The organism is bacterium (genome assembly GCA_004322275.1).
Classification (GTDB): Bacteria; Desulfobacterota; Deferrisomatia; order Deferrisomatales; family BM512; genus SCTA01.
The window spans coordinates 103,314-114,455 of the sequence record SCTA01000007.1; the positions used below are offsets into that span (position 1 = coordinate 103,314).

Sequence of the window (11,142 nt, forward strand, 5' to 3'; positions counted from 1 at the left end):
GGCGGAGGTGTTACCCCCCGCCCCGTTGACTTCTTACTTTTCTTCGGTGACCGTTACCTTGATGTTCGAGCGTATTCCACCATCGAGCTTGATTGCAACATCAAACTCACCGACGTGCTTGATGGGGTTCTCGATGTGGATCTGCTTGCGGCTGACCGCGACGTAACCCTTGTCGTGGATGGCTTTCTCCAGATCCAGGGGGGTGACGGAGCCGAAGATGCGGCTGCCGTCGGCGGTCTTGCGGGCGAAGGAGAGGGAGATGCCGGACAGTTCTTTGGCAAGAGCCTCGGCCTGATCGGTAACGCGGCGTCTCTTCGCTTCGAGGGCCTTTTTCTGATGGGTGATGGCGTTCACCTTCTTGGTGTCGGCGATGGAAGCCATACCCTGGGGGATCAGGAAATTTCTACCGTAACCATCCTTTACCGTGACGATGTCGCCGACGGTGCCGAGGTTTTCAACGGATTCGAGAAGGATAATTTTCATCGGTTCTTCTCCTTTGGAATAGAACTCGTATAACTCGTTATAACTTTAGTTTCAATTTACAGCCGGGGGAACGATTCTGGAGCGGAAATCCGCCCACAGGTCGAAAGCCCCGAGCGCCGCGACCATAATGGGCGCGACGGGCATGTTGAGTATTATTATCGCATACACCGGCCAGCTTATGAGTCGCGGGGTTTTGCGCGTCTCAAAGAGAAAATGGACGATTGCGATACCCTGAAAGAAGTAAACCGTCGCCACCGGGATTAGGATGTTTATCCCCGCGTCCCGAAGCTCGCCTTCACCGAGCGCCGTCAGCGCCCCGGAGGCTATGAGAACCCAGATCAGATTCGCCGGGAGCCTCATAAGCCGCCAGTCCGTCAGGACTTCTTCACGTTTTTTCAAAACCGAGCGGAGCAGCATGGTGTTCGCCCAGCCCACCATCAGCGAGAGCGCCGCCAGTATTCCGGGAAAGCTGCGGACCACGAAGGCCGCCGCCGATTCCAGCCTCTCCTGAAAGAGAGCTACCTCGTCGGCGGATATTTCGGAGAGTTCCTCCGAAAAGGTCTTCCCGATCTGAGCTTTCCATTCCCCCGCCACGGCTGCGATAAACTCTCCGGGAGGCTGCGAGGCCGAGTTGGCCAGCACCGCCAGGAGGAGCAGGGTGGCGAAGCAGGATATTGCGGCGAATCCGCCTATGGTTTTTTCCGGCGTCCACCCCTTTTTGACGCCGTAACCGATTATAAAAGCCCCCAGCCCGAACTGCGCGAAGTAGGCTATCGCTTCCGCCGGCGCGAAGAACGAGATGAGGGCGGCGGACATAACCGCCATCAGCGCCGCATTCGCGGCAGTGCCTCTCCACGCCAGAAGGGCGAGCGGAAGAGGACAAAAGAGCGCGGCGGCCATCCCCGCGGGAACCACGAGGGAGAGGGAATAAAGCCCTCCCGAGAAAAGCGCCGCCACAGCGCTCTGGATAACGGCTTCCTTGCGGGAAATCAACCCGAAAGGTTGCTCGTGAAGGGAAGCAGCGCCACGTTGCGGGCGCGTTTAATCTCAAGAGCCAGAACTCTCTGGTGGAAAGAGCAGGTTCCGCTGATGCGGCAGGGCACTATCTTGCCGCGATCGGTGATGAACTGGTTGAGGAGCAGCGGCTCCTTGTAGGTAAGGGGCATATCGGGGTGTGCGCAAAAGCGGCAAACCTTACGGCGACGTCCGCGTTTGAAAGCCATGTCAAATCTCCTTGGAAATATTTAAAAGCAGTTTCAGGTTTAGTTTTCGTCTTCGCCTGCGAATTCGTCTTCTTCCTCTTCCTCTTCATCCTTGATGAGGTCGGGGAGAACGGGAGGCTTCGAGGGGGCAACGGCGCTGACCTGCTCCTCGATCTCGGGGAGGGTGGAGGGGTCGATGCCCTCTGCAAGCTTGACGGCCTGAAACTTGATGACCACGTCCAGAAGGTTGAGCTGACGCGCCATGCTGGTGGCGACGGAGCCCTCGCCCGCGAATTCGAGCAGGAGGTACCAGGCTTTCTTCTGACGCTTGACCTCAAAAGCCGTGTCGCGGATGCCCCAGCGTTCGGTCTTGAGCATCCTGCCTCCGGCGTCGATGACGAAGCCTCGGCAACGGTTGATGAGGTCCTCGGTCCCTTCGGTGCCCAGATTGGGATCCATCAGGATGAGAATTTCGTACTTTCTCCAGGGTGTCGGCATAACTGTTTTCTCCTTCAGAGTCTCTATCGCCCTTTCGGGCGCAAGGAGGGTTTAAGCGCATTTTACGCGCAAAAAGCCATGAGGTTTTGACGCCCCTGACCTTTCGCGCAAAACGCGCCGGGTTGAGAGACGCTACTATATACAGAAACGGAAGAAATAATGCAAGACGTGACGGATAAATTCCTTTCCCTGGGATGAGCGTCGCCACTCTCTTTGGGAGAGACTATTCGAGAGCGGAAGTTTCTTTACAAAACACTCGTGCGGAGTCATTCTTTTCAGCGACTGGAGGTGTGCATGAAAACAAGGATATTCGTCTTCGCCGTGGCTTTGCTGGCCGCGAATGGAGCTCTTTGTGAGCCTCTTCGCGTAGGCGAATCGTCGAGAAGGTCTCTTTCGCTGAACCTCTATCAGGGGAACTTCGCCGCCGTAACCGACATAAGGGGGATTTCGCCCCCAAAAGGCGAAGCAGCCCTTGAGATCGAAGGAGTGGCGCAGACTCTCCGGGGCGATACCGTCATTATCGAGGGCGAGGGAGTCGAAGTGAACTCGTTCGTCTCCACCGGCGAGAGACTTTCCCTCCTGCGCCTTCTCGAGGAGAACCTCGGCAGGGAGGCGACGATAGTTTTCAACGAACCCGGCGGCCTTCGCCGCGAGCGGGGGTTGCTCCTGTCTACGGGTGAGGAGACGGTATGGAAGGTGGGGGAGAGGGTGCTCGCCCTGCCGTCCAGAAGTTTCGGCGCATCTCCCGTCGCCTGGTACGAATTCGACTCGGTGCCGGAAGGGTTCGGGGTAAAACCTGTGCTGAAAGCCGACGCGGCCTTCGGCGAAAACGCGAAGGAGCTGATCCTCTCCTATCAGGCCGACGGCCTCGGCTGGAGCGGCAGGTACCTTCTCACCCTGGACGAAAACACACTCGAAGGCTCTCTGGAGGGTTGGGCGGTCATAGGGAACTATTCGGGGATTGACATGGACTCGGCGAAGGTGCGTCTCGTGGCGGGCGAAGTGGCCCGGGAGGACACGGCCGCGCCGATGATGGCCGAGGCCGCGGACGGACGGATGGTGAGGGCGTCGAAGGCGAAAACGGTTCAGGCGGTAAAACAGTTCGAGTATCAGGTCTTCGAGATGCCGGGCGTTATCACCCTCAAGAGAGGGGAGACGAAGCAGGAAAAATTCCTCGGCGCTTCCGGCGTCAAGGCCGAAAAGGTGAGGCGCTACGAGTGGCGCACCTACTACCTGTCCGGCGGCGTGCCGGAGGAAAAGAACGTCCATCCCCGCGTGCTGCTCCGCATAAAAAATACCAGTGACAACGGCCTCGGCATGCCGCTTCCGGCGGGGGTCGTGCGCGTCTACTCGCCTGACGCGGGCAAGTCCAGAACCCTCCTCGGCGAAGATTCCACAGGAAATACGCAAAAGGACGGGCTTTGGGAACTGGCCGTCGGCTCCGCCTTCGATATCTCGGCTGAAAGAAAGCTCCTCTCGACCAGACAAACCGACCAGTGGACAAGCGAGGGAGAGTTCGAGATTACAGTTGAGAACGCGGGTGAGGAGACCGAAGTTGAGGTAGCCGAATCCTTCGGCGGGCGCTTCAGGGTGTTGCAGTCAACCCATCAGTACAATATGCGCGACGCCGACACCGTCGTCTTTACGCTGCCGCTTCCGAAGGAAGGAAAGGCGGTTTTGCGCTTCAAGGTGCGGCTGGAGCAGCGGTAATCTCACTACTTGGAGTCGTCGGCTTTCGGCTTTCCTCCGCCCCCTCTCGGCGCTTTCACTATATCGGCGCAGAAAGACTGCGTGCGGGCAGCCTCGACGATCTTTCCGAGAACCATCGGGTCGATTCTGCCGAGCTGGATGAACCTGATCTTGTTCTGGGGGTCGACGACGAAAAAGGTGGGGGTTCCGACGACGCCGTATTTTTCCGACACCTCGAAAAAGTTCTGGTTCGGAGTGTCGTAAGTAAGGGGCATCGTCAAGCCCAGCCTTTTTACGAAGGGCAAGACGAAGTTGTCGTACTCATGGCCGTCCAGCCCCACCGCGATGACCTCGACGCCGTTGTCGATGTTTTCCCTGTAGAAATTCTCAAGGTCGGGCATCTCGTCCTGACAGGGGAAACAGAAGAAGCTCCAGAAGACCAGAACCTTTACGTTGTTGGGGCAGTCTTTGGTGCCGACGCAGACATCCCTTTTGCCGTCGATGGTTTCAAGGGTGAAGGGAGGGGCGAGGTCGCCCACGCGCACCGCTCCGGTCGTTTCGGGAAGGGATTCCGCCATAGCCGCCGGGGAAAGATAAAATGCCGCAAGCAAGAGAGCAAGGGCGAAAGAAAGCCGTTTCACTCGAGGTTCTCCGAAAATGGGGGGCCGATTCAGGCAGCCTGGTGAAGATATGTTATTTTTAATTCACGGCCTCGGCGTAGACCACAGGATGTGGGTCTTCCAGCAAAGGCGTCTTACTAGAGACTATCACATAAAAGCCCCCGATCTACCAGGATTCGGTGAAAATCCTCCGCCGGAAAATACCGCGTTTGATCCCCTGGTCCACCTCGCGGATTTTGTTGCGGACGAAATCAAAAGCAGCGGTGCGGACAAAGTCAATTTATGCGGTTACTCGATGGGCGGCACTCTCGCGCTGATGGTGGCCCTTCGCAACCCCGGCCTCGTCGATTCTCTGGCGCTCGTCTGCTCCTCCCCCTGCTGGGGGGGAGGGAGGAAGTGGGTCAGGGGGCTGACCCTCGGACCTCTGGCCCTCCTTTCCGCCTCTTTTCTCGGTTTCGGCATGAGGGCGGGAGTCTACAGGCACCTCAAGGGGGAGGCCGACCGAAACCTTCTGCTGGACATGCTGGGCAAGGCGGACAAATATTTTTCGGCGAGACTCCTGAAGTCGCTTTTTGCTGTGGATTTAAGACCCCGCCTCGGCGAAATTAAAGTGCCGACGCTGATAATAGGCGGGGAAAGAGACCTCCTCGCTCCGGTTTCGCACCAACGCTTTCTCCATCAGGGGATTGAGGGCTCCTCGCTCGCCCTGATACCCGGAGCCGGACACTACTACTGCATCCAGAAACCCGACGATTTTGCGTCGCGGCTGGCGGATTTTGAAAGAGGAATTATTACCCGATGAATCTCGATCCCGAACTTTTGGAATATTTCAACAACTGCGATTTCGCGGTCGTCTGTCTTCGGCTCGACCTCGGCGCGGGCGAGGAGGGCGTCCTGCTCGTAAAATCCACCGGCGAACTTCTGGAAGGGTTCAAAAAGGCTTCGGCCATACCGGCCGTCGGCTGGATCGTCGAAGGGAGCGAGCACGGGCCGGTCGTATGCCTTTGCCTTCACTGTATTTCGGAGGCGGGGGAAATTCTCGGCGAAAGCTGCTTCGATGTCTTCGACGAGGAAGACGCGAGCCTCCTCGCGCTCCTTTCGCAGCAAAACAGGCTCAAGGTCGCCATGTACGACGAGAAGCTGGAACTGGTCTACATGATCGGCGCCCGCTGGGACGAGGTTATGCAGATTTTGACGCAGCAGGTCCTCGACAGGGCGGAGGAACTCGCCGAAAGAACGGCAACCCCCGATTTCTCGAAGTCGATTGAACACTTCCAGTCGGCCGTATCCCTCGAAATGATAGCCGAAGCCGCGAGGGGCGGCTCAGAGGAAAACTGATGGGAGAGGGAAACGAAAAACTTTCCGGGCTGGACGATTTTTTCAGGAAAGCGGGAGGAGCGCTCGTAGCTTTTTCCGGGGGGTGCGATTCCTCCTTCCTTCTGGCGCGGGCTCACGCGGTATTGCCCGAAAGGGTCGCGGGAGTCACGGTCGCCTCCGGTTTCTACCCGCCGTGGGAGCTTGGGAACGCAAAGAGATTCGCCGATAAGACGGGGGTTCGCCACATTATCGTCCCCGTCCACGTCCTCGGGGAAGAAAAGGTCGCAAGCAACCCGGTGGACCGCTGCTACCACTGCAAAAAGGGGATATTCACCCGACTTTGGGAAGTGGCGCGGTCAGAGGGAATGCCCGTCCTCGTAGACGGGACGAACGCCAGCGACAGCCGCGACTACCGGCCCGGCTCCAGGGCGCTTTTGGAACTGGGGGTTTCAAGCCCCCTTCGGGATTTGGGAATCACAAAGGAAGAGGTGCGGGAATTTTCGAGGGAAATGGGACTCCCCACTTGGAACGCGGAGCCCCAGAGCTGTTTTGCGACAAGATTTCCCTACGGAACGAGGATTACCGGAGAAAAACTTTTTGCTGTACAATGCGCGGAAGAAAAATTGAGGGGGCTCGGTTTCGCAAATCTGCGCCTTCGCTGCCACGGCGACCTCGCCAGGCTCGAAGTGCCGGAGGGAGAGGTCGAAAGGGCCGCGGGGCAGCTTCGGGAAAAGGTCCTTGCGATAATCAGGGAGTGCGGCTTCAAGTACGCCTCGATCGACCTTGGCGGTTACAGATTCGGTTCTATGGACTGATTTATTTATTTTATAGAATAGAGAGGGACGAAAGTGACTCCTGAATATCTGAAAAGCCTGCTGGACCGCTACAAGACCGGCGAACTGGACACCGAGTTCGTCCTCGACGAACTCTCCAAGCTTCCTTTCGAGGACATCGGGTTCGCGAAGCTCGACCACCACAGGAGGGTGCGCACCGGCTACCCGGAGGTCATCTTCGGCGAGGGCAAGACCCCCGGCGACGTCGCCGACATCTTCGGCAGGCTGGCCGAACGCAACAGCGTGGTGCTTTGCACCAGAGCCTCCACCGAGATGTATCACGCCATTAAGATGCTTACTCCCCTGGCGGAATACCACGAGGAATGCCGCATCGTGGAATACTGCTCCGACACGGTGCGAAAGGTCGGCTCCGTGGTGGTGATAAGCGGCGGAACCTCCGACCAGAGAGTGGCGGAAGAGGCCGCCGTCGTCTGCGAACTCTTCGGCAGCGCGGTGACGAGGATCTACGACGTGGGAGTGGCGGGGATTCACCGGCTCCTGCGCCACGCGGGCGCCTTCCGCAGGGCCAACTGCATAATAGCCGTCGCGGGGATGGAAGGGGCTCTTCCCTCGGTAGTCGCGGGGCTGGTGGACGTTCCGGTGATAGCCGTTCCCACAAGCGTCGGCTACGGGACCGCTTTCGGCGGCATCGCGCCGCTTCTCACCATGCTGAACAGCTGCGCCACCGGGGTCAGCGTCGTGAACATAGACAACGGTTTCGGCGCTGCGGTGCAGGCCGACATGATAAACAAACTCGCCGCCGGCGGGAGACAAGCCAAAAAGAAATGAGGGTTCTTCTCTTTGACGGGGTCGCGGGGGTCAGCGGAGACATGTTCGCCGGGGCGCTCCTCGACCTCGGAGCGGATTTTTCCTTCGTGCGGGAGAGCGTCCTTTCCCTTGGCATCGACGGGCTGGACGTAACCGCCAGGAAGGTGTCGAAGGGAGGGATCGCCGCCACCTCCTTTAGGGTAATCGACGTAAGGACCGGTCAGGACGCCGATTATCTGCAGGAACACGGCCATCCGCACCGCAGTCTCTCAACCATTCTGGAGCTTCTGGGGTCCTCGAAGGCGGACTCCGGGGTGAAAGGCCACGCGGCGGAGATCTTCCGCCGCCTCGGAGAAGTGGAAGCGAATATCCACTCGGTGCCCGTGGAAGAGGTCCGCTTTCACGAACTCGGGGCGTTGGACACAATCGCGGACGTAGTCGCGGGGTGCGCGGCTTTCCTCTCCCTCGGCGCGAAAAGGGCCTATCTGGCTCCCCTGGCGCTTGGCTCGGGTAAGATCCGCACCTCTCACGGGATTTTGCCGGTGCCCGCGCCGGCCACCCTTGCGCTCGTGAAGAACTACAACGTAATCCTGAGCCTTTACGAGGGCGAGGAGACGGGGGAGTTGACGACGCCTACCGGAGCCGCGCTGGCGACTCACTTCTCGTCGCCTCTGAAAGCGCCGCTGGAGATGAAGGTCGAGGGAATCGGGTACGGCGCGGGTAAAAAGGAACTTTCCTTTCCGAACGTCTTTCGGGCCACCATCGGTACGAAATGAAAGCCACGCGGGCGGTTCTTCTCGCCTCCCTCCTTCTTTTGTCATCGTTTTTACCAACCCATGCTTTCTCCGAAGACGGTCCTCTCGTGCGCGCCCGCCTCAACCTTGCCTGGGACAGCGTCGACCGGAAGAAATACGAGGAGGCGCTCTCCTACCTTCCCGAAGAATCTTTTGGGGGCGAAGCGGCGGAAGAGATTCTGGCGATCAGGTACGAATGTTTTACGGGGCTTAAAAGATATCCGGCGTTTCTCTCGTTTTTGCGGAAGTCTTCCTTCCTCGCCGAGGAAACGCGCTACCGGTACGGGGCGGAACTGGCCGGACGCTGGGTGAGGGATGCGATGGCGCGGGGGGATTACGGCGAAGCCCGAAAAGCCCTTCGCGAACTGGGCGCGGTTCTGGAGGCCGACGAATGGTTTATGGTCTTTTCCGAGGAGGTTTCCTTCCGGGAGAAGATACACGCCTTCCTGAGCTCCGGCGAAAGGGAAGGTCAGCTCCCTCACGGCTGCAAAATCCGGCTCTTTGAAAAGGGAGAAGTCTCGGGGGAAGAATGGCTGCGGGTTTCTCCGGGAGATCCGGGGTACTCTTCCTTCGTAAGATCGACTCCGGAAGAGTGGCTTCCCGGCGTCGAAAAGAAGATCAAGGGGGTTGAACTCAAAGTCCGTTGCGACAAAGCCGGGCTGACCGCGAAATTCGCGGACGAGGCGCGAAAGAGGGGGCTTGCCTACGACTCAAAAAGAGACGAATTCGTCCTTTACGACCCAAAGGGCAAGCGCGAGGAGCGGGTGTCCGCCGGTCTCCCGCTTTGGCTCGTGCGTTGTGCGCTGGAGGGGATCGGACCTCTGGGCGCCGCGATGGAGGCGGCGGACGACGCCTGTTCGGTTTTCGAGACAAGGGAGAAGCTTGACGAGTGGATAGCGGCCCACCAGGGGATTGTGAAGCTCAAAAGGACCGGGGATGATATAGAGGCGTTGAACACGTCCACGGGCAGAAGGATAACCCTGAAAATATCGGTTTTCGGCGATCTCATGGGGAGCGACAGCCGGGAATGGATGAAAACCTGGCGCGAAGTGAAAGAGGAGCTCGGCAGGGAGCAAAGGCCCCTGAAGTGCTTCTGCGGGAGGGACGTGACCCTCAGGGAAACCCTTTCAAAGAAAAGGACCGAGGGAGTAATAACCAAAGACGCACCGGAGGGGTATCTTCTGACTCTTACCGCAAGCTGCGACAGGCATGATTTTCCCGTCACCTCCAAGGTCGCCGGAGAGTGGAAACTTCCCGGAGAGGAGCTTTTCGCCAGGGCGAAAAATTCGGCGGACGACACCCCGCAGGATATATACTTTGAAAGAGCCGGCGACGGCGAGTCGGAGAGATTTCTTTTCGTGGGCGAGGGAGCCGGAACCCTTCCCACCTTTCCCGAGAGGCTTCTGGCCCTTCTGGAGGCGGTGGACGGCTCCGGTTACAGGGAAAGGGAGGTCGTCGTTTACGCTCCCACCAGAAGCGCCCTTCTGGTCAGCCGCGCGCCGGGGCGGACGAACTTCGACAGCTCCGACGTCTATCGGGCGGCGGGCTTTTCACGGAAAATCGGCGCCGGGGAGGAACCTCTGGGCTACAGGTCCACGGTCAGACTCCCCGCCAAGGGGCAGGGCAGGTTTTCCTTGCGGAAGATGGAGTAGAGCTGCGACATGCTGGCAAAAAACATCGGCGGGAGAAACATAGAGAGCGACGGGGAACGGACGAGGCGGGTTTACGCGCTCGCCCCAAAGGGCGCTTCCTGGGGTTGCAGGTGCGCGGGCTGCCGCAACTATGAGAAGGTCACCCCCGCGGGCTTTCCCCCCGAATTCAAGATGCTGCTGGCCGAGCTGGGGATAGATCCCCGCAAGGAAACCTATTCCCGCCACCTCGCGCCCGTGGCTCCCGGCATGTCTCTCTACTCGGGCACCTTCGCCTTTCTCGGAAGAATCGTAGGCAGGGAAGGCGAACCCCCGAGACATCCCGGCAGCGACGTTTTCGAGCCCTGCGGACAGAACGGCTGGGTCGCGGTGCGCAGTTTCCGCGAGCCGCCGGGAGTCTGGTACGGCAAACCCGCCCTTCGCCTCGAATTTCTGCTGATTCTTCCCTGGCAGGTCGAAGACCCCCAAAAACCCCTCATAGAACTGGGCTGCTCTCCTCAATGAAGCCGGGAAAGTTCAGAGGCAAAAAGCTCGTAATCCTCGATTGCGACGGCGTATTGGTTCGCTCCGAGAGAGCCAACGTAGCCTATTACAACCACATCCTCTCCCGTTTCGGCCTAAGCGAGGTCAGTGAAGGGGAGACTGAAAAGATACGTCTCTTCCATACCCTCTCGACGCCCCAGGTAATCGACGTTTTTTTTCCCGGCGAGATAAAAGAGGCGGTGAGGGCTTACAGCGACTCTCTGGACTACGGGCTTTTCGCGGACATGGTCGAGGCGGAGCCGGGCTGGGCCGAAACCCTTTCCCTCCTTTCCGAAAGCCACTCCTTTTGCGTGGCCACCAACCGGGGTAAGAGCGCGGCCGCGCTTATTGAGCGCGCCGGGCTTTTATGCTTCATGAAAAAGATCTTCACGGTAAGGGACGTAAAAAACCCGAAACCCGCGCCGGACATCCTTAATCTGGCCCTTAGCCACTTCGGGGTTTCGCGGTCCGAGGCCCTTTACGTGGGCGATTCCGTGCTGGACGAGAGGGCGGCAAAGGGCGCGGGAATAGATTTTATCGGATTTAGATATAATTCTGAATATTTTGTCAGCGAACCCTCAGGTCTTGCGGTAATGTTAAAGTGACAGTCCCCACTAAGGGGTTGTCCGTAAATAGGCCTTTCGGAGATCGCGCCGGATTTTGAGAGCGATTTTGTCGCGAAGATTGAGTAAAACCGCAGGCGTAGTTGTTCTACGTCGAGGTTTTGCGATTGATGAGCGGCAAAAGCGGGCCAAAAGCCGGATGCG

The 11,142-nt window shown here is 58.7% G+C and carries 14 protein-coding genes; 9 read left to right on the forward strand and 5 right to left on the reverse strand.

Annotation, left to right across the window (positions count from 1 at the left end):
- Positions 1 to 33 precede the first annotated feature (33 nt).
- From EPN96_02825 to rpsF, 4 genes are read right to left on the reverse strand one after another with little or no spacing between them, the layout of a single operon-like run.
- A complete protein-coding gene (locus EPN96_02825; GenBank protein ID TAL18236.1) occupies positions 34 to 483 on the reverse strand; it encodes a 50S ribosomal protein L9 in 450 nt (149 codons plus the stop codon).
- A 51-nt stretch (positions 484 to 534) separates the two neighbouring features.
- Entirely contained in the window at positions 535 to 1,476 is a 942-nt protein-coding gene (locus tag EPN96_02830; GenBank protein ID TAL18237.1) for a DUF2232 domain-containing protein, read from the reverse strand.
- A complete protein-coding gene (gene rpsR / locus EPN96_02835) occupies positions 1,473 to 1,706 on the reverse strand; it encodes a 30S ribosomal protein S18 (protein ID TAL18238.1) in 234 nt (77 codons plus the stop codon). Before rpsR ends, EPN96_02830 begins: the two co-directional genes overlap by 4 nt.
- A gap of 39 nt (positions 1,707 to 1,745) precedes the next feature.
- Positions 1,746 to 2,183: a 30S ribosomal protein S6 gene (rpsF, locus tag EPN96_02840; protein TAL18239.1), complete on the reverse strand. Its 438-nt coding sequence runs from the start codon at positions 2,181 to 2,183 to the stop codon at positions 1,746 to 1,748.
- A 294-nt stretch (positions 2,184 to 2,477) separates the two neighbouring features.
- Between rpsF and EPN96_02845 the strand changes: the two genes are divergently transcribed.
- A complete protein-coding gene (locus EPN96_02845; GenBank protein ID TAL18240.1) occupies positions 2,478 to 3,893 on the forward strand; it encodes a hypothetical protein in 1,416 nt (471 codons plus the stop codon).
- A gap of 5 nt (positions 3,894 to 3,898) precedes the next feature.
- Here the strand turns inward: EPN96_02845 and EPN96_02850 are convergent, their stop codons facing one another.
- Complete coding sequence (locus EPN96_02850) at positions 3,899 to 4,513, reverse strand: TlpA family protein disulfide reductase (GenBank protein TAL18241.1); 615 nt, start codon at positions 4,511 to 4,513, stop codon at positions 3,899 to 3,901.
- A 16-nt stretch (positions 4,514 to 4,529) separates the two neighbouring features.
- Here EPN96_02850 and EPN96_02855 point away from each other — a divergent pair, with 16 nt between their 5' ends.
- The 8 genes from EPN96_02855 to EPN96_02890 are packed head-to-tail and all read left to right on the forward strand — an operon-like array spanning position 4,530 to position 10,980.
- Positions 4,530 to 5,294 (forward strand): alpha/beta hydrolase, encoded by a 765-nt coding sequence (locus EPN96_02855; GenBank protein ID TAL18242.1) that lies wholly within the window; start codon positions 4,530 to 4,532, stop codon positions 5,292 to 5,294.
- Positions 5,291 to 5,830: a hypothetical protein gene (locus EPN96_02860; protein TAL18243.1), complete on the forward strand. Its 540-nt coding sequence runs from the start codon at positions 5,291 to 5,293 to the stop codon at positions 5,828 to 5,830. Before EPN96_02855 ends, EPN96_02860 begins: the two co-directional genes overlap by 4 nt.
- Positions 5,830 to 6,624, forward strand: a complete 795-nt coding sequence (larE, locus tag EPN96_02865; GenBank protein ID TAL18244.1) for an ATP-dependent sacrificial sulfur transferase LarE — start codon at positions 5,830 to 5,832, stop codon at positions 6,622 to 6,624. The genes EPN96_02860 and larE overlap by 1 nt, the downstream gene beginning before the upstream one ends.
- A 33-nt stretch (positions 6,625 to 6,657) precedes the next feature.
- Entirely contained in the window at positions 6,658 to 7,431 is a 774-nt protein-coding gene (gene larB, locus EPN96_02870; protein TAL18245.1) for a nickel pincer cofactor biosynthesis protein LarB, read from the forward strand.
- Positions 7,428 to 8,186, forward strand: a complete 759-nt coding sequence (locus EPN96_02875) for a LarC family nickel insertion protein (protein ID TAL18246.1) — start codon at positions 7,428 to 7,430, stop codon at positions 8,184 to 8,186. The genes larB and EPN96_02875 overlap by 4 nt, the downstream gene beginning before the upstream one ends.
- The gene (locus tag EPN96_02880) at positions 8,183 to 9,856 is read left to right on the forward strand and encodes a hypothetical protein (GenBank protein TAL18247.1); all 1,674 of its coding nucleotides are present in this window, start codon (positions 8,183 to 8,185) and stop codon (positions 9,854 to 9,856) included. The genes EPN96_02875 and EPN96_02880 overlap by 4 nt, the downstream gene beginning before the upstream one ends.
- 9 nt (positions 9,857 to 9,865) lie before the next feature.
- Positions 9,866 to 10,357, forward strand: coding sequence for a hypothetical protein (locus EPN96_02885; GenBank protein ID TAL18248.1), 492 nt, complete (start codon positions 9,866 to 9,868; stop codon positions 10,355 to 10,357).
- Positions 10,354 to 10,980, forward strand: coding sequence for an HAD family hydrolase (locus EPN96_02890; GenBank protein ID TAL18249.1), 627 nt, complete (start codon positions 10,354 to 10,356; stop codon positions 10,978 to 10,980). Before EPN96_02885 ends, EPN96_02890 begins: the two co-directional genes overlap by 4 nt.
- Positions 10,981 to 11,142 lie beyond the last annotated feature (162 nt).

What these genes read in the sequence shown, in the direction of transcription:
- EPN96_02825 (TAL18236.1), bottom strand. Translation starts at nt 483, where the DNA reads ATGAAAATTATCCTTCTCGAATCCGTTGAAAACCTCGGCACCGTCGGC.
- rpsR (TAL18238.1), bottom strand. Translation starts at nt 1,706, where the DNA reads ATGGCTTTCAAACGCGGACGTCGCCGTAAGGTTTGCCGCTTTTGCGCA.
- rpsF (TAL18239.1), bottom strand. Translation starts at nt 2,183, where the DNA reads ATGCCGACACCCTGGAGAAAGTACGAAATTCTCATCCTGATGGATCCC.
- EPN96_02845 (TAL18240.1), top strand. Translation starts at nt 2,478, where the DNA reads ATGAAAACAAGGATATTCGTCTTCGCCGTGGCTTTGCTGGCCGCGAAT.
- EPN96_02855 (TAL18242.1), top strand. Translation starts at nt 4,530, where the DNA reads ATGGGGGGCCGATTCAGGCAGCCTGGTGAAGATATGTTATTTTTAATT.
- EPN96_02860 (TAL18243.1), top strand. Translation starts at nt 5,291, where the DNA reads ATGAATCTCGATCCCGAACTTTTGGAATATTTCAACAACTGCGATTTC.
- larE (TAL18244.1), top strand. Translation starts at nt 5,830, where the DNA reads ATGGGAGAGGGAAACGAAAAACTTTCCGGGCTGGACGATTTTTTCAGG.
- EPN96_02875 (TAL18246.1), top strand. Translation starts at nt 7,428, where the DNA reads ATGAGGGTTCTTCTCTTTGACGGGGTCGCGGGGGTCAGCGGAGACATG.
- EPN96_02880 (TAL18247.1), top strand. Translation starts at nt 8,183, where the DNA reads ATGAAAGCCACGCGGGCGGTTCTTCTCGCCTCCCTCCTTCTTTTGTCA.
- EPN96_02885 (TAL18248.1), top strand. Translation starts at nt 9,866, where the DNA reads ATGCTGGCAAAAAACATCGGCGGGAGAAACATAGAGAGCGACGGGGAA.
- EPN96_02890 (TAL18249.1), top strand. Translation starts at nt 10,354, where the DNA reads ATGAAGCCGGGAAAGTTCAGAGGCAAAAAGCTCGTAATCCTCGATTGC.